General features: G+C 61.7%; 17 protein-coding genes. 6 read left to right on the top strand and 11 right to left on the bottom strand.

What is annotated here, in order from left to right; translation table 11 throughout:
- Window positions 1–446 precede the first annotated feature (446 nt).
- Window positions 447–794: a hypothetical protein gene (locus tag OXG98_04325; GenBank protein MCY3771230.1), complete on the top strand. Its 348-nt coding sequence runs from the start codon at window positions 447–449 to the stop codon at window positions 792–794.
- A 16-nt stretch (window positions 795–810) separates the two neighbouring features.
- On the opposite strand, the gene OXG98_04330 is transcribed toward OXG98_04325, so the two are convergent.
- The 9 genes from OXG98_04330 to OXG98_04370 all read right to left on the bottom strand — a co-directional run bounded on the left by OXG98_04330 (window position 811) and on the right by OXG98_04370 (window position 12,044).
- A complete protein-coding gene (locus OXG98_04330; GenBank protein MCY3771231.1) occupies window positions 811–1,563 on the bottom strand; it encodes an NAD(P)-dependent oxidoreductase in 753 nt (250 codons plus the stop codon).
- Between the two features lie 14 nt (window positions 1,564–1,577).
- Window positions 1,578–2,978 (bottom strand): cysteine--tRNA ligase, encoded by a 1,401-nt coding sequence (gene cysS / locus OXG98_04335; GenBank protein MCY3771232.1) that lies wholly within the window; start codon window positions 2,976–2,978, stop codon window positions 1,578–1,580.
- A gap of 87 nt (window positions 2,979–3,065) precedes the next feature.
- Window positions 3,066–3,893: a transporter substrate-binding domain-containing protein gene (locus tag OXG98_04340; GenBank protein MCY3771233.1), complete on the bottom strand. Its 828-nt coding sequence runs from the start codon at window positions 3,891–3,893 to the stop codon at window positions 3,066–3,068.
- 87 nt (window positions 3,894–3,980) lie between these two features.
- Window positions 3,981–4,772 (bottom strand): phytanoyl-CoA dioxygenase family protein, encoded by a 792-nt coding sequence (locus OXG98_04345; GenBank protein MCY3771234.1) that lies wholly within the window; start codon window positions 4,770–4,772, stop codon window positions 3,981–3,983.
- A gap of 77 nt (window positions 4,773–4,849) precedes the next feature.
- A complete protein-coding gene (solA, locus tag OXG98_04350) occupies window positions 4,850–6,037 on the bottom strand; it encodes an N-methyl-L-tryptophan oxidase (GenBank protein MCY3771235.1) in 1,188 nt (395 codons plus the stop codon).
- The gene (locus OXG98_04355) at window positions 6,034–6,678 is read right to left on the bottom strand and encodes an ACP phosphodiesterase (GenBank protein ID MCY3771236.1); all 645 of its coding nucleotides are present in this window, start codon (window positions 6,676–6,678) and stop codon (window positions 6,034–6,036) included. The genes solA and OXG98_04355 overlap by 4 nt, the downstream gene beginning before the upstream one ends.
- Window positions 6,679–6,766: 88 nt before the next feature.
- Window positions 6,767–7,990, bottom strand: coding sequence for an alpha/beta fold hydrolase (locus OXG98_04360; GenBank protein ID MCY3771237.1), 1,224 nt, complete (start codon window positions 7,988–7,990; stop codon window positions 6,767–6,769).
- A gap of 30 nt (window positions 7,991–8,020) precedes the next feature.
- On the bottom strand, window positions 8,021–10,873 hold the full coding sequence (locus OXG98_04365; GenBank protein ID MCY3771238.1) for a UPF0182 family protein: 2,853 nt from the start codon (window positions 10,871–10,873) through the stop codon (window positions 8,021–8,023).
- Window positions 10,874–11,066: 193 nt separating this feature from the next.
- On the bottom strand, window positions 11,067–12,044 hold the full coding sequence (locus OXG98_04370) for a phosphotransferase (protein MCY3771239.1): 978 nt from the start codon (window positions 12,042–12,044) through the stop codon (window positions 11,067–11,069).
- A gap of 60 nt (window positions 12,045–12,104) precedes the next feature.
- On the opposite strand from OXG98_04370, the gene OXG98_04375 reads away from it, so the two are divergent.
- The 4 genes from OXG98_04375 to OXG98_04390 all read left to right on the top strand — a co-directional run bounded on the left by OXG98_04375 (window position 12,105) and on the right by OXG98_04390 (window position 16,677).
- Window positions 12,105–12,854 carry a DUF2064 domain-containing protein gene (locus OXG98_04375; protein MCY3771240.1) on the top strand — a complete coding sequence of 250 codons (750 nt, stop codon included), beginning with the start codon at window positions 12,105–12,107 and terminating at the stop codon, window positions 12,852–12,854.
- Window positions 12,855–12,932: 78 nt separating this feature from the next.
- Window positions 12,933–14,432 (top strand): UDP-N-acetylmuramoyl-L-alanine--D-glutamate ligase, encoded by a 1,500-nt coding sequence (gene murD / locus OXG98_04380; GenBank protein MCY3771241.1) that lies wholly within the window; start codon window positions 12,933–12,935, stop codon window positions 14,430–14,432.
- Between the two features lie 125 nt (window positions 14,433–14,557).
- Window positions 14,558–15,409: a 3-hydroxybutyryl-CoA dehydrogenase gene (locus tag OXG98_04385; GenBank protein MCY3771242.1), complete on the top strand. Its 852-nt coding sequence runs from the start codon at window positions 14,558–14,560 to the stop codon at window positions 15,407–15,409.
- Window positions 15,410–15,537: 128 nt separating this feature from the next.
- Window positions 15,538–16,677, top strand: coding sequence for a Xaa-Pro peptidase family protein (locus tag OXG98_04390; GenBank protein MCY3771243.1), 1,140 nt, complete (start codon window positions 15,538–15,540; stop codon window positions 16,675–16,677).
- A 72-nt stretch (window positions 16,678–16,749) separates the two neighbouring features.
- Here OXG98_04390 and OXG98_04395 read toward each other — a convergent pair whose 3' ends face one another.
- Both OXG98_04395 and OXG98_04400 read right to left on the bottom strand, forming a co-directional pair.
- A complete protein-coding gene (locus OXG98_04395) occupies window positions 16,750–18,066 on the bottom strand; it encodes a serine hydrolase (protein MCY3771244.1) in 1,317 nt (438 codons plus the stop codon).
- Window positions 18,067–18,252: 186 nt separating this feature from the next.
- On the bottom strand, window positions 18,253–19,119 hold the full coding sequence (locus OXG98_04400; protein ID MCY3771245.1) for a Fic family protein: 867 nt from the start codon (window positions 19,117–19,119) through the stop codon (window positions 18,253–18,255).
- Between the two features lie 193 nt (window positions 19,120–19,312).
- Between OXG98_04400 and OXG98_04405 the strand changes: the two genes are divergently transcribed.
- Window positions 19,313–20,303 (top strand): GNAT family N-acetyltransferase (locus OXG98_04405; protein MCY3771246.1); only part of this gene is annotated, 991 nt, incomplete at its 3' end.

Consider the following 20,303-nt stretch of genomic DNA (forward strand, 5'->3'; position numbering starts at 1 on the left):
CTATACCTTGGCCATCGTCGCCAATCTAATCACGGTTTTGTTTTGGAAACACTTTAAAAACTGGCAAACTCATTCTGTAAGTGTTAAGTTTTATGACGTTACTTATATGTTCGGTCTTTGTATTGTGAACTTGTTTTGCTTACTTCGTCTAATCGGCGTATTTGATTCCTAGCTTTCCTATAAATGCGATAGTGCCGGTCATGTAGTATGATGTATTTACAAAATCGCGAAAAGCTGAGGGTTCTCTGTACACTACAGTCGTATCCATCAGACAAAGTGCTGACCCTTGACCGGGTTGGGACAATCGAATTTAATCAAAGACTCTTTTTGACTGGGCATGCAGATACTCGGGTTGTGGACGACTTTATTTGACACTAAAGCAATGATTGCCACAAGCGCTACCTGTATGGTTCGCAACTCGTGGATACCAGTCACAGTCCGAACACTTGCTCGGTCCCGTGCATCAGTCGCCCTCATACGCCAACCGCGCCCTGGCCGAGACCGCCGCGGGTGGCCGCGTCACGACGACCAGCTACGACGACGACCCGCTGCTGAGGGTCTCCAGCGTCGTCCCGCCCGGCCACGACGACAACTCGGCCGTGGACGCCCGCTACGGCAACTGGGCCGCCGGGTCCGGCCTGGGCCTGTCCCATGTGACCGTCGACGATGAAAAGGGTGTGGCGACCACCAGCGTCTATGACTCCTTCGGCCGCCTGGTCAGCAAGCATCATCCCAACACCGAAGGGCATCACTTACATGTACGAAGACCTCGGGTGCGTAACGCGCGTGGGTAAGGCCACGGCCCTTCCCTCAAATCCCCAGCTTTTTCCGCGCGGACGGCGCCCACCCCAGAAGTTCGCGGGCCTTGGCCATGTTCATCTCCTCTTGCCGCTCATCCCCTGATATGAAGAACACCTCGCAGCGGCCTTTGCCGGACTGGTCGAGGAATCTCAAGCCGGCCAGGTAGGCCTCGGCGATGTCCTCCTCGTCGGTGTAGTAGAGCTTCGGCCCGCCGGGCGGGTTTTTGATCCGGTCGATGAACATGGCCCGGTTGCAGGGTCCGGTTATGCGGTAGACGAGCAGGCTCATGTCGTACTCGCGGGCGAAGTACCGGCAGATCTCCTCCGTCAAGCCCTTGGTCAGGCCGTACACGTTGGGGCCGTCCAGGGGCACCTCCTCCTCGGAGGGGTACCAGGTCCGGTGCCGGTTGTGGACGCTCATGGTGCCGGTGTATATCCCCCGCGTGATCCCCATTTCGAAGGCGGTCAGCAGCAGCACGTGATGGCCCAGGCAATTGACGGTGTAGTTGTCGATCACCTGCTCGATGGTGTGGTGCCGGTCGTGGCCGCCCTGGCCGCCTTTCATCGCCATGGTGATGAATCCGTCCATGCCGTCCAGGGCGCGGCGCACCGCTTCGGGATCGGCGATGGATCCTTCCACGTACTCGACGTCATCGTGTTGGGGAGCGTTGAGGTCCAGCACCCGCAGGTTGTGGTGTGGCTGGAGGTAGGGCGTGATGGCCGTCCCGACGAGACCGGAACCGCCGACCAGCAGCAGGTTCATGGCAGAAGGTCTTGTCAGTTCGCCGCCTCGGTCGCGACGGCCCTGGGGGTGATTTCCGGTCCCTTCGGCGTGTCCTTGATATCGAAACCGGCGCTGATGATCTGGTCGCGAAGGGAGTCGGCGTCGGCGTACCTTTTTTCCGCGCGGGCCTGGCGCCGCTGTTCGGCCAGGTCCGTGATGTGATCCGGCACGGCCGTCTCTTCCGGTTCCCACTCGACCAGGCTCAGCCCCAGTATTTCGTCGAACCGCATGATCGTGGCCTTCTTCAGGCCGTCCGGCAGATCGCTGCGGACCAGGTCCCAGGTGACGGACATGGCGCGGGGCATGTTCAGGTCGTTGTTCACGACTTCGGTAAAGCGCTGCATGTAGGCCTCGTCCGCTTCAGTGGCGGGCTCACCCCAGGCGTGCACGGCCAGCCGAAGCCGGTTCAGCTGCCGCGCGGCGCCTTCTATGCTCTCCCACTTGAAGTTGAGCTTGGAGCGGTAACTCGCGCTGAGGCAGAACAACCGGTAGACGAGGGGATCGTATCCCCGGTCGATCAGCGTCTGTACCCGCAGGAACCCGCCTGCGGATTTCGCCATCTTGGCGTCTCCCAGTTGCAGGAAGTAGCCGTGCATCCAGAAGTTGGCCAGGCGCGTGCCGTGACAGGCCTCGGTCTGGGCGATCTCGTTGGCGTGGTGCACCGAGATGTGGTCTTCGCCGCCCAGGTGGATATCGAAATAGGGCCCGAGGAACTTGGCGGACATGGCCGAGCACTCGATGTGCCATCCCGGGAACCCGACGCCCCAGGGGCTGTCCCATTCCATCTGCCGTTGCTCATCCGGCGGGCTGAACTTCCACAACGCGAAGTCGGTGATGCTGCGCTTCTCCGCCATGTCGACCCGGGCGCCGGCCTCCAGTCCCTCCACGTCCAGCCGGGCGAGGTACCCGTAATCCGGCTGCTTCGAGGTGTCGAAGTAGATCCCATCGGAAGTGCGGTACGTGAACCCTTTCTGCTCGATGCACTGGATCTCCCGGATCTGCTCGGCGATATGGTCGGTCGCCCGGCACCAGGTATCCGGCTCGAGGACGTTGAGCCGCCGCATGTCTTCCTTGAAGACCCCGGTGTAGAACTCGGCGATCTCCCAGGCCGTCTTCCCGGCGCGGCGCGCGCCTTCCTCCATCTTGTCCTCGCCGGTGTCCGCGTCGGAGGTCAGGTGACCCACGTCCGTAATGTTCATCACGTGGCGTACCTTGTACCCGTTGAAAACCAGTGCGCGACGCAGCAGGTCGCCGAACACGTAGGTGCGCATGTTGCCGATGTGGGGGAAATCGTAGACCGTGGGGCCGCAGGCGTAGACACCCACTTCTTCCGGGGACAGCGGTTCGAATTCACGCAGACTGCGGGTGTAGGTGTCGTACAGGACGAGGGGCATGAAACAGAGCTCCGGTGGAACGCGCTACACGGTCGATTCGAGTTTGTACCAGATACGCAGGAGGGCGGTCGATGTCAAGCGGTAAACCTACTGGTCCGGCGCCACATTCTCCTCCCAGTCCAGCGTCTTGAACCAGTAATCCCGCCGTTCCTTCAGCCATCCGTCCTCGGTCCGCAGCAGGATCCAGTTGTCGAAGAAATTCAGGGCGTCCGTTTCTCCCTGGCGGATCGCGATGGCCTCGGCGCCGCGGTCCAAGGGATCGTCGAAGGGGATGAACAGCCGGTCGCTGTTGCGCAGCACCTCGTGTTCCGGTTTGGGCGAGGAAGCGATGACGGCTTCGGCGTTGCCGTTCAGCACTTCCTGGAAGGCGAGGATGTCGTCGTCGAACTGCTGTATGGTTGCGCTGGGGAAGTTCTTCCGCGCCGCCTGGACCGAGGTCGAGCCGCGGCGCACCGCGATGGTCACGTCGGCGCTGTCGTAGTCCTCCTTTTGGACCAGGTTTCCCGCCTTTTCTATGCTGGCGGCCAGCAAAAGCTCCGAATGAGAGTAGGGCCGGGTAAAGTTGACGCTCAGGTTACGCGCGGGGGTGATGGACATGCCGGCGATGATCACGTCGAACTTGCCGGCCAGGAGTCCGGGGATGATTCCGTCCCATGCCGTGGGAATGAACTCGATTTCCAGGCCGGCGTCGGCCGCCAGGCGGCTGGCCACGTCGACTTCGAATCCCACCAGTTCCCCTTGCTTGTTGCGCATGGCCCAGGGGACGAAGGTCGATACGCCGACGCGAATCGTTCCCCGCTGTTTGATCTGATCGAGCAGGCTTGGGCGGGAAGATTCCGACGCGGATCCGCAGCCCGAAACGATCAGGGCGGTTATGAAGACGGCGGCCAGTTTGTACTTGCGCTTGAAAGCCATGGTATGGAATCCTCTCTCGTTCCGTGGTGTAAAATCACCGCCTTTACGCTCAGATCACCAGAAAACACAGGATTTCGCGCAACTGCTCTACAGCGCGGGGCTCAGCGCCCCCTCGCCGAAAATGACGGGATAGGTGTGCCCGGCCTGGGATCGGGTCGCCGCGTCCATGAAACACACGCTGAAGGCGCGCCGCGCCGTTTCGGTGCTGTTCGTGCCTGAGCTGTGCAGCATCCAGTTGTGCATGAGCACGGTCTCGCCGCACCCGATCTCCATGTTGACAGGTTTGTTTTCCGCCACGACGTCCGCCGCCTGTTCATCCGTAAGGAACCCGGACCCGTGGCTCGGGTTGATGAGCCGGCGATGGGAACCCGGAATGATCTTCACACAGCCATTCGCCTCGACGGCGTCGTCCAGCGCCGTCCACAGCGTGACGAGGGGATCCCGGTCGAGGTCGGTCCACCGGTCCTGGTGCCATACGAGCGGCGTGCCTTCCCCGCTGGGCTTGTTCATGAACATCGCCCGATAGCAGGCCACCGGCGTACCGGGGCCGTAGACCCGCTCGCATATCTCCTCGAAGACTGGTTTCCGCATGAAGGAGAGATAGACGGGATCCAGTTCCAGGTCCTGGATCTTCCGGTAGCATAGCGTGGCCCCTTTGTGTCCTCTGGACTGGGGACCGGGCTTGTCGCCCCCGCGCTCCGGGTCGCGGTCGAGCTGCATCATGACCCGGCCGTAGTCGATGTCGGCCCGGCCCAGCATGATGTCGTCGATGCGCTCCCGGAGCCGCTCGAGTTCGCCCGGCGCCATCACGCTGCCGAGACGGAGGTAGCCCTGCCGTTCGAATACCGCCCACTGGTCCTCTGTGATCCGGGCATTCATGATGGTCGCTCCTGTTTGTCGGGATAGGGGTCGCGGATATGAGTCAGGTTGTGTCGCATTTCAGGCCGCATTCCGTGTCAGGTCGCGTTCCGTTTCAGATGGTGTACCGAACCTGGATGAGGTCCGGGACCTGTCGCGTTCGTGGACGCGAGCAGTCGATCGAATCGAAAGGATTCATTGACGATCGTGTTGGGCTGCCCGAGGGCCGTTTCGGCCAGCCATTCGCCGAAGGCGCAGGAGAACTTGAAGCCGCTCCCGCTGAAGCCGCAGCCCACGGTCACCCGGTCACAGGCCGGATGGCGGTCGAGCACGGGCAGTTCGTCCGCCGTGCGGGTATACATGCAGATCCGCATGGCCGTGAGCGGACCGTCGGCATCGGGAATGAACCGGCGCAGGCACGCCCGTACCTCCTCTTCGTCCCCGGGACGGGCGTTGCGGTCCAGTTCGTCCGGATCGGACGTCTCTCCAAAGGTGTGGAGGGCCAGCTTGAACCCCGGATGGTCCGGCATCATGGGGAAACCATAGTACTCGCCGTCGTATTCCGGCGCGGGGATCTGCCAGATGGGCAGCGATCCGACGTCGAAGGACGCCGCGTTCCGCGCGGGCCACACCCAGGCCAGGGGTTGCCGGGAGACGGTCAGGGTGATGCCCAGGTCCGCAACCAGCCGGTCGGTCCAGGAACCGCCAGTGAAGACTACCTGGTCCGTGCTGTAACGGTCGTGCTCGGTCTCGACCTCCACGCTATGGGTCGTCTCCTTCCACCCGGTCACGGCTTCCCGTCCGTGGATTTCGGCGCCGCGCCGCAGCGCCTGGATGAGGTGGCTCGCGATGCCCAGTTCAGGACGCAGGAGTCCGCCGACCGGATCGTACAGGCCGTGGTAGTCGGACTCGAGCGTGAACTGAGGATACCGGTAGGCCAGTTCGTCGGCGGACAGGACCTCGTGCCGGACCTTGCCCCGTAAATGGTCCCACGAGCCGGTGTCCGCCATGAGCAGGTAGCCCGTCGTCACCAGGATCTGCTGGCTAGTCTCGCCCTCGAGCAGCCGCCAGAGCTCGAAGGACCGCCCGATGAAAGGTTCGAAGGGCGTATCCACGTATACCACCGTCTTCGTGTGGCGGGAGTACCCATGGGAACTGCCCTGGGCGTGGGGCAGGTCGAAGCGCTCTAGCCCGAGGACCTTCGCTCCCCGGGAGGCCAGGTGGTAGCAGGTGGCCGAGCCCATGGCGCCCAGGCCCACCACGATGACGTCGTAGTGGTTCTTCATCGTTCCGCCGCCTCCTCATGCACGGTGCCAGCCAGTCTTAACCCCGCCTCCTCATGGGTCCGGGCAGGACCAGTCTTCATGTGCCGGACCAGGTCCGGGAAGAATCGCAGGAACTGTTCTTCCATCTCCCCGTAATTTCCCTTTAGTTCCTCTACCGATCCCGCCAGCGTGTTGGAACGCCGGATGCGCGTGGACAGGCCGTCCAGCGCCCGGCCGATACCCGAGAGTTCCCGGTAGCCCCGCAGCCAGTCGTGTTTCACCATGTGCCGGATTACCCGCGACAGGACCGGCGGCATATCGCCGCGGTAGGCGCAGAGGGACCCATAGGTCCGCTCGATGAACACGGACAGCGGCACATCCGAGAAGTCGGTCCAGTGCCGGGCCAGGTAATGGTCGTAGCAGATGTCGACGATGATCCCGGCGAACCGGCGCCGGGGGCGGCTTATGAGCGCCTTGCTCTCGCGTACCACGTCGTGGCTGTCGGTAAACCGGTCTACCGCCACGTGGCTTAGCATGCCCCGCATGACGGCGCCGTTGTAGGGCTGCCGGTCCACGGGACCCTGCACGAAATCCACCATCAGGTTCCCCACGCGGGATTCGGGCGAGTCTTCGGCGAAATACAGATGGGCGAGGTAGTTCATGGGTTGTGGCGTCGTGCGTTCACGCGTCGGACAACCGCGCACTTATGGACCGTGTAGCCATGGACCGATCGGTCGTAAGGTCGTGAGCTTATGGGTCGTAGAGCCGGGTCTCCACCAGAATCTCCGAATGCAGGGTCCGGTGCACGGGACACCGGTCGGCGATTTCGAGCAGGCGCGCCCGCTGCTCATCGGACAGATCGCCGATCAATTCGATCTCCCGTTCGATGCGGTCCACCTTCCCCTCGGCGGTTTCGCAGGTCTCGCATTGGCTGGCGTGGACTTTCGCGTGACTGAGCCGGACGACGATCTCCTCCAGCAGCCACGATTTCCGGTCGGCGTACATCCGCAGGGTGATGGACGTGCAGGAGCCCAGCGCGCCGAGCAACAGGTCGTAGGGCGTCCCGCCGCGGTCCGTGCCCCCGACCGATTCGGGTTCGTCCACGGTCAGGCGATGGCCCGACGCGACGACCTCGGTATAGTAGTGTTCGCGGCCCGTGCGCACCACCACCTGGCATCCCGCCGCTTCCGGTCCGCCGTCCTCCGCGGCGGGCGCGTCCAGGTACCGCGTCGCCCACGCCGCCGCGGCGCGGCCGACGTAGAAGGCATCGGCCTCGTTGGACAGCAGGTGATCCGCCTTGTCGAGGGAGAGGAAGCTCTTGGGATGCATGGCGGCCTGGAAGATCCGGGCGGCGTTCTCGATACCGACCGTCTGGTCGACGGGCGAATGGCACACCAGCAGGGCGCGGCGCAGTCTACGGATCGTGTCCTCCATCCGCGTCTCATCCAGGTCGTCGAGGAACTGTTTCTTGATCAGGAAGGAGCGGCCGGCGAGCGTGACGGTCGCCTGGCCCGTCTGCTCGATGGTCTCCCGGGCGTCCTCGATCAGGTGGGCTACGTGCTTCGGCTCGGCCGGCGCGCCGATGGTCACGACCGCGTTACAGGAAGGGATGGAGCCCGCCGCCTTGAGCACCGCAGCGCCACCCAGGGAATGCCCGATCAGGACCTGGGGCGCTTCGTGGTGGGACTCGAGATACTTCGCCGCGGCGACCAGGTCGTCCACGTTGGACGCGAAGCCGGTTTCGGAGAAGTCTCCCTCGCTGTCGCCCAGACCGGTGAAATCGAACTGCAATACGGCCAGGCCATGGTCGGACATCTCCTGGCTGATGCGCCGGACGGCGTTCAGGTTCCGGTTGCAGGTGAAACAGTGGGCGAAGAGCGCGTAGGCGACCGGCCTCCCGTCGGGCGGCAGGCTGAGCCGCGCGGCAAGCAGGTCGCCGTGGTCGCTGGGAAAGCTGAGCGTCTGAACGGGCATGGCAGTCCCCGGTCCGCGGTTGACCCGTTCCTACTCCAGCTGGGCGGCCTCGTCCGAAAGGCGCTTGAGGACGTTCTCCAGCTGCTGCAGCGAGGCCCCGTATTCGGACCAGTCGCCTGCCTGGAGATGGTCCTGTGCCTCGTCGAAATGGGTCACCGCCCGCCGGGCCAGGTCGTTCAACGTGACCCGCCGCGGCTGCGTCACGATCTGACCGTCGCTCGTTTCCGTCGTCTCCAGGGCCAGGGTCGCGCCGTCGAGCGCGAAAATGGACGCCAGGGCCTGATCCAGGGTCTCCTGCATGGCGATGCGGTTGCCGTAGGCGACGATCACCCGCTTGAGCTCGGGCAGGCCGCCCCGCGTGGACCGCTGCCGCAGGTACAGCGGCTCGATGTAGAGCAGCGATTCCTGGATCGGCACGACGATGATGTCGCCCCGGATCACCTGGGAGCCCTCCTGGTTCCAGAGGGTGAGCTCCTTCGCGATGTCGGCGTCCTGGGTGATCCTCGCCTCGATCTGCATGGGACCGAAGACCAGTTCCTGCTTAGGGAAGTTGTATACCTGGATGCGGCCGTAGAGGGGCGCGTCGCAGTGGGCGGCCATCCAGCCGATCATGTTCTCCTTGCCGGCCGGCGTGAAGGGCAGCAGGAGGAGCAGTTCTTCCTTGTCCATCTGGGCCGTCTTCATCACGGCATAGTACGGGTACACCTGCTGTTCCTGCTCGGCGTAGACCTGCTGGGGCACCGCCCACATGTCTTCCTTGTTGTAGAACACCTGGGGGTTGCGCATGTGATAGATGCGGTACATGGCAGCCTGGATGGCGAACAGGTCGCGCGGATAGCGGATGTGGTCTTTCAGCGTCTGCGGCATCTCGCTCAGCGGCCTGAACAGCGTAGGGAAGATCTTCTGGTAGGTCCGCACCAGCGGGTCTTCCTCGTCCACCAGGTAGAAATCGGTCTCCCCCGTGTAGGCGTCGACGACCACCTTCACCGAGTTGCGGATGTAGTTGATGTTCTGCAGCGTGGGCTGGTCCTGGACGAACCGTCGCTGGGGCGGCTGGTTCAGCCCGGGGATGTCCGACTGCGGCCCGGTGCCCAGGTCGCCCGTGTCCGGCATCTGCAGAAGTCCGCTGAAACGCTGTGAGTAGGGATAAGACCCCGTGGTGGTATAGGCGTCGATCATCCAGTACAGCTTGCCGCCGGCGATGACCAGGTACGGATCGTGGTCATAGTCCAGGAACGGTGCGATGTTCTCCACCCGGCTCTGCAGGCGGCGGTAGAACATCACCTGGCTCTCGTCGACGATCAGCGGGCTGATGACGAAATTGACCTCGCTGAAATACCGGGCGAAGGCCAGGCGGCGGAAATAGGAGTTGAGTTCCACCCCGCCGTCGTCCTGGTACCGGCTGAACTTGTTCTGGTCGCCTTCCGGATAGTCGAACTCCTCCTGCGTCGTCTTAACGACCGCGTACGCGTCCATGTTCTCGCCGAAGTACAGTTCCGGCCGGCGAATGGTGAGGTCGTCGCTGATCGAAACGGGCGGGATGTCCTTGACGTAGAGGTCCGGCAATCCTTCGGGCGTGGCCGTGTTCACCGGGCTCAGGCACAGCCCGTAGCCGTGGGTGTAGAACAGGTGGCGATTCTGCCAGGTCGGCGACGGGATCTGGTTGTAGGACAACTCCCGGGCGGCCAGCATGACCTGCCGGTACTGCCCGTCGATCAGGTACCGGTCCTCGTCCACGTTGGAGAAATCGTAATACGTCCTGATCTCCTGGAGCTGCTGGTAGGTCCGGCGCAGCGGACGCTTGTCCTGGATCTTCAGGTTGTTGATGGTCGTGATGTTGTTCTGGATGTCCCCCGCCGCGAGATTCTCCTGGATCTGGAACGGCACCTCGTCGACGCCGTCCAGTCCGTAAGCCTGCAGCGTATAGTCGATGTTATGCTGGATATACGGCGCCTCCCGGTCGTATTCGTTGGGCGCCACCACGAAATACTGGACCAGCCCCGGATATACCGATCCGACGATCAGAGACGAGGCGATCATGCCGCCGATGGCGATGAACGGCAGGTTGCGGCGCTGCGAGCGTAGCGTCATCACGAACAGCCCGGCGCAGGCAACGGCCACGAAAAGCAGGATCCACAGGGTATACATCCGGGCGTGCAGATCGGTATACCCCGCGCCGAAAGCGAAACCCGATTCGGAGTACAGCAGGCGGTACATGTCCAGCCGGTAGCCCCAGGCCATGAGCAGGAAGACGATGGCGCCCAGGACGCAGATGTGATTGCGTGCATAGGAGCGAATCTGGATGCCGCGCTCCTCAATGGTGACGGCGCCGCGGTAGAGGTAGTACAGGGTTACGGCGATTGCCGAGGCCACGACCAGGAGCAGCAGCCAGAACCGGACGAAATGCAGGATCGGGAGCGAGAAGACGAAGAATCCGATGTCGAGATTGAAGATCGGGTCCGCGGCCCCGAAGGCCTCCTGGTTGAAATACCGGAGCATGCCGTCCCAGTTGGCCAGGCCGATCAGCCCCATGATGGCGGATATGACCAGGATGCCGATGATCGTCACCACCTCGATCAGCTTCGAGGAGGAAAAAAGCTGTTCGAGTTCCGACATTTCCTCGTTGAACAGGTGCAGCTCGGTAAGGCGCGTGGAGAAGTACCGAGCCAGGTAGACGTTCACTCCGAGGCCGACCAGCGCGATCAGGCCGAAGACCAGTCCCGTGACGAACTTGGCGACGATCGTCGTCCAGAACACGTCGTCGAAACCCAGTTGATCGAACCAGAGCATTTCGACGAAGATACTGGCCCAGAATCCACTCAGGATCCATGCGGCCAGCGCGGCGATTACTACGATGAACAGCAATGATCGGAATCTACTCAAAATATCGCTCCTTGCCCGTTGTGTTGGGGACGCTTCGCGGAATCACAGAACCCCTTTGTCCCCGGATCGGTCCTGTTTTGATCGATTTCGCCTTAGTGCTTTTCGTTTGTGTTTATCGCCGTAGTGTTTCCGTCAGTGTTTTTCGCTGCCGAAGGTCTCTTTGCCCCGGTGCTTTTTCGATTTTGTCTTCATCTTAGACTTGCCTCAGTCCGGGCACGGCTATCCCGTCGTCCAGCATCATGGGACGGGCGGCCTGCCGGATTCGGGCCTTGACACCGTCGTCGGTGATGTACTTGACCTGGTTGATCCCGTCGATGCGGAAGAGCATTTCGAGACCCGCCTGTCGCAGGGCCGTCGTCTCCGTGTCGTCCTGCAACAGATCGCCCATACCGTCGGCATAGGTGCTCCAGAGCCGTTCAACGGCGTCGAAGATCCCGGCCGCGATCCTTGGATCGTTGTACGCGTGCAGCAGGTAGTGGGCCATGATGAAGCCCGCGTCCTGGGCCGGGTGTCCGTAGTTGACGAATTCCAGGTCGAAGGTATGGATCCGCTCCTCTGCCGCGATGACGCTGGCCGTCCAGAAATCGCCGTGGAGCAGTGCCTGTTTCGTCCCCGTGAACGTCCCGGCCAACCGGCGGGCGACGCGGTTCAGTTCCGGATCTTCGACGAAATAGAAACAATACTCGTACCTGAGGCCCTGCATGGCCTCGTTGTCGAACTGCTCGCGCAACGCCGGGTCGTCCCAGGTCCGATGGTGCAGGATCGAGAGGAACCGGCCGAGTTTGCATGCCACGGACAGGTCGATGTGCCCCCGCTCCAATTCGGTTTCCAGGGACGGACGCTTTCCCAGGTCCGACATGACCAGGATGCGATGTGCGTCATCGAAATGGAGCACGGACGGGACGGTTCCCGCGGGGAACAGGCCATCCAGTACCCGCAGGGCCTTCGTCTCGTAGACGATCCGGTCGGTGGTGACCTTGAGGTCCGGAAAAAGCCGCAACGCGTCCAGCGCCTGTTTCACCACGACCGACCGTTCGCCGGCGGAGACCCGCAGCACGGTATTCAGAAACCCGCCGCCCAGCCCTTCCACCGTGCAGGATCCGTCAGGCGGCAGGGGCAAAAGTTGTCTTGTGTGTACGTACTCCGCTACATTATCTTTGTCAATGTTCATGACCAAAGTGGCGTCATCATTGCGCGATCCCCGTCGCGCCAAGCCATGCCCTTCCGGCCAATGACCCCGAAACCGCCCACAGCACTCGTCCTGCTGGCCAAGTACCCCGAACCAGGCAGCGTCAAGACCCGGCTGGTCCATGGTACGGAGGAGAACGGTCACGCCGGTCTCAAGGACGTCCGCGACCGGTCAGGCCGGGCTGTCGGCCAGGACGAAGCCTACCGCCTGGCGGCCGGAATGTACCGCGCGTTCCTGGTGGACCGGTTCGCGGCGCACCGGGGACGGGACTACGACCTCTGGCTGGCCACCTCCCAGCCCGACTATGCCGAGGCCTTTGGTTCGATTACCGGACCGGATATCAGGTATCACTTCGTATCCGGCGCCAGCCTGGGCGAGATGATGCTTGGGATCTTCGAGGATCTGCTCGGACGATACACGTACGTGCTGATCTCGGGCAGCGACCTGCCGCGCCTGGACGAAACGGTCATCGAGCGGGTCCGCGCGTCCCTCTCATCCCACGATATTGTGCTTGTCCCGGCCCAGGACGGCGCGTACAATCTTATCGGCATGCGCAGGCCGCACAGGATATTCGATATATCGCGCTGGAGTTCGGGATCGGAACTCGAGGAGACCGTCGCCCTGCTTCGGCAGCGTCGGATCACCCACGAGGTGCTCGACGAGTACCGTCTGCTGGACATCGATACGATCGAAGACCTGCTGCAGTTGATGCGCGGTCCCGAAACCGTGGAAGCGCCGGAAACCAATGCCTTTCTGACGGCGCTCGACGAACGACTGGACTTCGCGGATTGAACCCGCGAATCAACGCCGTATATTAAACCGGGCGGGCTTCGGGTGTCAAGGGATTTCACCGGCAAACGGGTTACTGTGATGGGTCTCGGCGTGTTCTCCGGCGGGGTCGCTTCGGCGAGGTATTTCGCCGCGCGGGGAGCGGACGTCACCGTCACGGATCTTTTGCCGGAGGAAGCGCTTCGAAAGTCTGTCGACGCCCTCGCCTGCTGGCCGGTCCGCTACGTGCTCGGGGAGCACCGCGAGGAGGACATCTCCGGCGCGGACCTCGTGGTCGTCGGACCCGGTGTCCGGGACGACAGTCCGTTCCTGCAGCTGGCCCGGGAACGGGGCGTCCCGCTGACCACTGAAACGAACCTGGTCTTCGAGACCTGCCGCCGGCCGATCATCGGCATCACGGGCAGCAACGGCAAGACCACCACGACCCGCCTTATCGGCGCGCTGTACCAGGCGGTGGCCCCGGAGGCGCTGGTGGGCGGGAACATCGGCCGGGCCGTGCTCAACGAGCTCGCGGATTGTGGCGGCGGCGCAGGTCCTGGTGGGGCGGCCGGCAGTGAGCCTGGCGGAGCGCCCGGCACCGAAGAAGCTGGGGCCGTCCAGACCGCCGGCAGTCCCGTGATCCTCGAGTTGTCCAGCTTCCAGTTGCACCGGCTGGCCTGGATCCGGCGAAGCCCCGGGCTGGCCGTGGTGACGAACCTGTCTCCCAATCATCTGGACTGGCACGGGACTTTTGATGCCTACGAGCAGGCCAAGCGGCACATCGTGCACTACCAGTCGCCGGAGGACGCGGTCGTCCTGAACGCCGATGACGAGCGGCTGCGCGATTGGGCGGCTATCTGTCCGGGACGGGTCGCCTGGTTCAGCATGGAGGGACCCGTCGATACTGGATGTTGCCTGCGGGACGGACAGGTGGTATTTCGCGATGCCTCGGGAGAATGCGATTCGACGGGTGAACGCGGCCCATCAGGCGAACGCGATTTAGTGGGCGAATCCGGCCCGCCAGGAGAACGTGCCGTGTGTTCGGTGGACGCCCTTCGGTTGCCGGGATCGCATAACGTGGCCAACCTGCTCGCCGCCGTGACGGCCGCGTGTCTTGGCGGGATCCCGGCATCGGTCATCCGGTATGCGATCGAGGCATTCCGCGGCGTGGAACATCGGCTGGAAGAGGTGGCTGTTATCAACGGTGTCGGCTACTATAACGATTCGGCCTGCACCACGCCGGCGTCTACGGTCACGGCGCTCCGCGCTTTCGACGCACCGGTCGTCCTGATCGCGGGCGGGTACGATAAGGGGACGGCCTTCGACGACATGGCGTTTGAACTCGTCCGGCGCGCCAGGGCTGCCGTTTTGATCGGCGCCACGGCGGACGCGATAGATCGCGCGATACGGAAAAACGGGGCAACGACCGCGCCTGTTGTCGCCCGTTCCGACACGCTCGATGATGCCGTCCGGCAAAGCGCCAGGTTGGCGCGGCCCGGAGACGTGGTGGTGTTGTCGCCCGGCTGCGCCAGTTACGACATGTTCACCAATTTCGAGGAACGCGGTCAGCGATTCAAGGAAGCCGTGGACGCGCTGAATTAGGTGGCGGCGCTCACGTAACTAACGTAAGTAGCAGGGCAGGGACGCCTGCTGGACGACACGATTGAAGTACCGTTACGTACTGTTTGTACTGGCAACCTGACTTGACGAATTCCGGAGGACCAGGCATGGCCATTGAAACCGTTGGCGTCATCGGATGTGGGCTGATGGGATCGGGCATCACGCAGGTATGCGCCGAGGCAGGTTACCGGACAATCGTCCGCGAGGCGTCCGACGAGTTGGTTAGCGGAGGCATTGGCCGTATCGAAGGCCTCCTGTCGCGGAATGTGTCCAAAGGGAAGATGACTGAAGACGAGAAGTCGTCCGTGCTCGGACGCATCACGGGAACGACGGACTTCGATGATCTCTCCGCGTGCGACCTGGTGATCGAGGCGGTCACCGAGAATCTCGAGACCAAGCAGGAAGTCTTCAGGACATTGGACGGTATCGCGCCGCCTGGGGCCATCCTGGCCAGCAACACTTCATCTATATCCATTACCGAGTTGGCTTCGGCTACGAACCGGCCGGAGCAGGTGCTGGGCCTTCATTTCTTCAACCCCGTGCCCGTGATGAAGCTCATCGAGATGGTCATCGGGCTGCAGACCAGCGCGGAAACCGTGGAAGCCGCCCGGCAGTTCGGCGAATCGCTGGGCAAGCAGGTGATCCAGGTCAAGGACACGCCCGGTTTCATCGTCAACTACCTCCTCATCCCCTACCTGCTGGACGCGGTGCGCCTGGTCGAATCGGGTGTGGCCACGAAGGAGGACATCGACGCGGGCATGGTCCTGGGGTGCAGTCATCCGCTCGGGCCCCTCAAGCTGCTCGATTTCATAGGGCTGGACACCACGCTGTACATCGTGGAGGTGCTCCACGAGGCCTTCCGCACCGATCGGTATGCCGCCCCGCCCCTGCTGCGCCAGATGGTCGCCGCCGGGATGAACGGACGTAAGGCCGGCCAGGGGTTCTACACGTACGATTGACGCGTGAGATGCCGATTTAACAGATCACGACATGTACAATTGTACAATATCCAGTCGCAAGTGTCAGCATTGTGAGCACGATGACACAAAGTATACGACAGTACCGATCCAAAACGAGAGGCACCCGTATGACCGCATCACCCGGTAACAAGGCCGTCCTGCTCATCGCGGACAGCGAGCGCGACGCCGACATGCTGTACGCCGCAGGGCTGTTCGTGCCGGACCCCTTCACCTTCCTTCAGGTGAACGATCGGACGACCATCATGATGAGCGACCTGGAAATCGACCGTGCACGGGCCCAGTCGAAGGTCGACGAGGTGGTGTCACTCACAGATTATTCGGATCGTGCGAAGGCGAATGGCAGTGCGGAACCGGGACTCATTGACGCCGTGTCCGTACTGCTCCGCGAGCGGGATGTACAGGGCATCAGCGTACCGAACAGCTTTCCCCTGGGCTACGCCGACCGGCTTCGGGAGCGAGGATTCGAGGTGGTGCCGAAAGAGGATCCATTCTGGGACCAGCGACCGGTTAAAACCGACGACGAGGTGGCCGCCATCTCGGCGGTGTCCCGCCATACGGAAGACGCCCTGCGCATGGCCTTCGGCATACTCGCGGAGGCTACCGTTGAAGATGGGATTCTGTACGGTCCGGAGGGAGCGCTGACCTCTGAATACATCCGGAAGCGGATCCACGTATACCTGCTGGAACGGGACTGCATCGCCCAGCACACGATCATCGCCGGGGGCGTCCAGGGCTGCGACCCCCACAACGGGGGCTCCGGTCCGTTGCGCGCGGGCGAACCGATCATATTCGACCTGTTCCCCAAGTCTACGAAGACCGGATACTTCGCCGACATTACCCGCACCGTGGCGAAGGGTCCGGTTTCCGACACGTTCCGGCGGCTGTACGATACGGTGCTGGAAGGGCAGGAAACCGCGCTCTCGCGGGTACATGCCGGGATCGACGGCCGGGAGATCCACGGAGAAGTGGAACGGCTGTTCGAAAGCAGGGGCTACGAGACGGGCGCGAAGAACGGACGCATGCAGGGCTTCTTTCACGGCACGGGCCACGGCTTCGGCCTGGAAATCCACGAACCGCCGCGCATTTCGAAGGTGTCGCAGACCCTCGTTGCCGGTCACGTCGTGACCGTGGAACCGGGCCTGTACTACCCCGACCTCGGCGGTGGCGTGCGGATCGAGGACAATGTGGTCGTTACGGAAAACGGGTGTGTCAACCTGACCCGGCTGGAGAAGGTGTTCGAGGTGTAGCTAAGTTACGGCGACGTTGGTGACATTCCGCGCCAAAAAGCCTCACTTCCAGCACCATCCTCCACGTCCGCTTCAGTCCACCAGCGCCTGATAGACGAGTGCCCGGATGCGCTGATGGTCGTCGAGGCCCTGGGCGGGGATGACCTGCGTCATATACGAAACCACCAGTTCTTCGGCCGGATCGACCCAGTACGTGGAGTGATAAGCTCCTCCCCAGGCGTATGCCCCCGGAGAACCCGGCAATCCGCTCCAGCCGATCTCCTTCGTAATACCGAACCCCAGGCCAAACCCGCCGCCGTCGCCCTGCCACGCATCGTGGACATGATCGACGGTCATGAGCTGCACGGTCTTGGGCGACAGGATGCGCGCCCCGTCCAGTATGCCCCCTCGCCGGAGCGCTTCAAGAAATCGGGCGTAATCCATCGGCGTGGAGACGAGCCCCGCGCCTCCTGAGAAGCTCTTGCGCGGTCCCTCGAGATACATGCCCTGTCCGACCATGTGCCCCGGATCGGCCGCGCGCTCCATCCCCTTTTCTTCCGTCACCGAGTATACGACGGTGAGTCGGTCCGCTTTGTCCGGCGGCACGTAGAAGTGTGTATCCACCATGCCCAGCGGCTCGAGGATCTCGACCCGGAGGAATTCGTCCAGCGGCATGCCGGAAGCCCGCTCGATCACCACGCCAAGAATGTCTGTGGCGTAGCCGTATACGAACGCTTCGCCCGGGTGGGTGTCCATGGGCAGTTCGCCCATGCGCTCGACGGTGTCGGCAATCGGTTCGTCGCGGTCCGCGAAATACCAGCCTACGATGCCGGCCTCTTCCCAGCGCTCGGCGCCGGGTCCCCACCCGTACCCGATGCCGGCGGTGTGGCTGAGCAGGTCGCGCACGGTGATTTTACGGCTGGCGGGAACGACCTCAAAGCCCTCATCTTCGGTTTTAACCGCGACGGTCGTGCTATCGAATTCGGGGATAAAATCACCCAGGTCCTGGTCGATCAGCAGGCGCCCCTGCTCCTGCAGCATCATCACGCCCACCGATATGACCGCCTTGGTCTGCGACGCGATGCGGAACAGGTCCGTGATCTCGAGCGGTTCCCCCGCCTCGCGGTCCCGATAGCCGAAGGCCCTGGCGTAGATCACGTGCCCGCGCCGCCCTATCACGAGCGCGGCGCCCGGCAGCCGTTCTTCCTCGACATACTTTTCAAGCACCGCATCGATGCGCGCAAGCCGTTCGGAAGAGACACCTGCATCCTCAGGACTGGCCGGGGCGAAAGATTGAGCGAAAACCCGCGGAGCGGCGGTTGTACAGAAGAGCAACGCCGCAAGCAGCGGGAACAGGACGCGGAAACGTCGTATCGACAACGAGGTTTTAGTAAAATACCATGTTAACATAGTTATACATCCCTTCTCCAGCATGGTCATCGAAGGTGTCGACATCCCGAGTATTCACAAATACCAACATGATAAATAACCTGTCGACAGTAAATAGTTGTTTCTTGACCCTCTCCGGCCTGCCGCGGCCTATAACTGCCCGGTATTTCCCAATCTTCGATCCGTGGGCGTGCTTCGCGGCCGATCCTAACCCCGGTAATCGAATTCCCTCCCGATCTTCCAGACGCCTTTTTCGCGAAACGCGGGAATGGACTGCCGCCGGGCGGCGTTTGTGACGGCCGGCGGCGACAGGTCGTTCTGCCTGATGTAGTCCGAAAGCCGGATGATTTCTGCGCCTTTCAAGTAGCTCAGCCGTTTGTGCAGCGATTCCGTAAGCCCAAGGAATACGATATTTTCCATAGCCTTAGTCGATGCGTTATCCCCATATTCCCTGAACGCCTGGTAATACCTTTCCTTCTCAGCATTGCGTATGATGATACGGGGCAGACCGAGTTGCAGAAGCTGGAAATTCATGATGACCCGTCCCAGTCTGCCGTTTCCGTCACAGAAGGGATGTATGTACTCGAAATCCAGATGAAACAGCGCGATCTTGTCCAGGAAGTAAGCATCCAGATCGCTGACGTAATCGATAAGGATGTTTTCCATCATGCGTTCCACGCGCTCGGGCGCAATATGCGTCCCCACTCGAACGTATTCGCCCTTCTTTCGGAATCGTCCGGCGATGGAATCATCGATGCCGCCCATCAGCATCCGATGAAACTCCAGGATAAGGGTCTCGCTCAACTCGCTGTCTTTCGCCCTGGTACGCTTGTATTCCATGACCCTGGCAAGGTTCTTCGCCTCGTAGACTTCGCGGATGGATACGTTCCGGGACAACATCTGTTCCAGAAGGATCCGTTCTGTTTCCTCAAGCGACAGCGTGGAATTCTCGATGGCGTTCGAGTTATATACGCTCTCGGCTATCTCTACCTCGTCGATCATGGACAGGAGCGAATCCCTGCCTTTTCGCAGGGTGTCGTATTCACGTTTCAGCGAATGGATGCGGTTTTTCATTGGGCGCGTGGTAGCCATATGGTTAAATTAGATCATTCACTTGTTATTGTCAAAATTATGTGAATAGTCTCGTATTTATGGGGATTGTTCACGGGTCTATGGTAAAAAGTACATTATGGTTTCCAGTATAAACCTACCCCAGGCATCGCTCACCTCGCTTCAGACAAACCGGCTGATCTTGCGACCGATTAACATGGATCATGTCGACGCACTGCACCGGGTCATTTATGCTGATCCGGACGTGGCTTCCTTCTACGCCGGCGAGGTACAGACCCTCGAAGAAACACGCGACATCGTGATGCACAGCGCATGGTTGAACCGGCATTGCGGAACCCAGGGATGGGGTTCCTGGGCGATCTTACGCAAAGAGGACGCCGGATTGATAGGACGCATCAACCTGGGCAGACCTGACCGGACCTATTACACCGTCCTGGAGGAGGAACGGAACAGCCCGTTCGTCCCGCTCGATACGGAGATAGGTTATGCGGTTGCAAAAACCTACCGGGGACGGGGCTATGCTTCAGAAGCCGCACGGGCGGTAATAGATTACGCATTCCGTACGCTGCATATTCCCAGGATAGTCACACCGGCCGACGCGGACAATGAACCGTCCCAGAAGCTGCTCAAGCGGCTGGGATTCCGTATGCAAAGAAACGTACACCCGGAATATGAAGGCATCGCCGGTGTACTGCAGAATCCAGCCTTCCCCGGTACATCGCATCCATCAGGACGCGATCGGCAATCGTTACACGGTCGGTCAACTTTACCTATAAAGCGTAAGGAATTGATCGAGCCTCCCTTCGAAACCAATCAGTACTATATCCGCGGCCTCGAATTGGAGGATTGTGAGGCGATTGATCGTATTGTCCGGAATGCGCCGGATGCCGCTCGGACCTTTGGTCATATGCATACATATGAAATGGTATGCGGTGAACTGCTCCTCGTCCATGAATGTCCCACCGGATCAAGGATACGCGAAGGCTTTTCAGGCAGGGATGAGGGCCTGGGGACTTTTGTCATCAAGTCAAAGCGCGACCGGAAACCCGTTGGCGTCATTCACCTCGGACCGGCTGCGCGAAACTACTGGATCGCAATCGAAAATGACCCTCACGGCGAATGTACGTGTTTTGAAGTCGATTTTGCCTGCATACTCGATCCCGCAGTCGATTCTGTACCAAATACCC

It is taken from the genome of Gemmatimonadota bacterium (assembly GCA_026706345.1).
Classification (GTDB): Bacteria; JAAXHH01; JAAXHH01; order JAAXHH01; family JAAXHH01; genus JAAXHH01.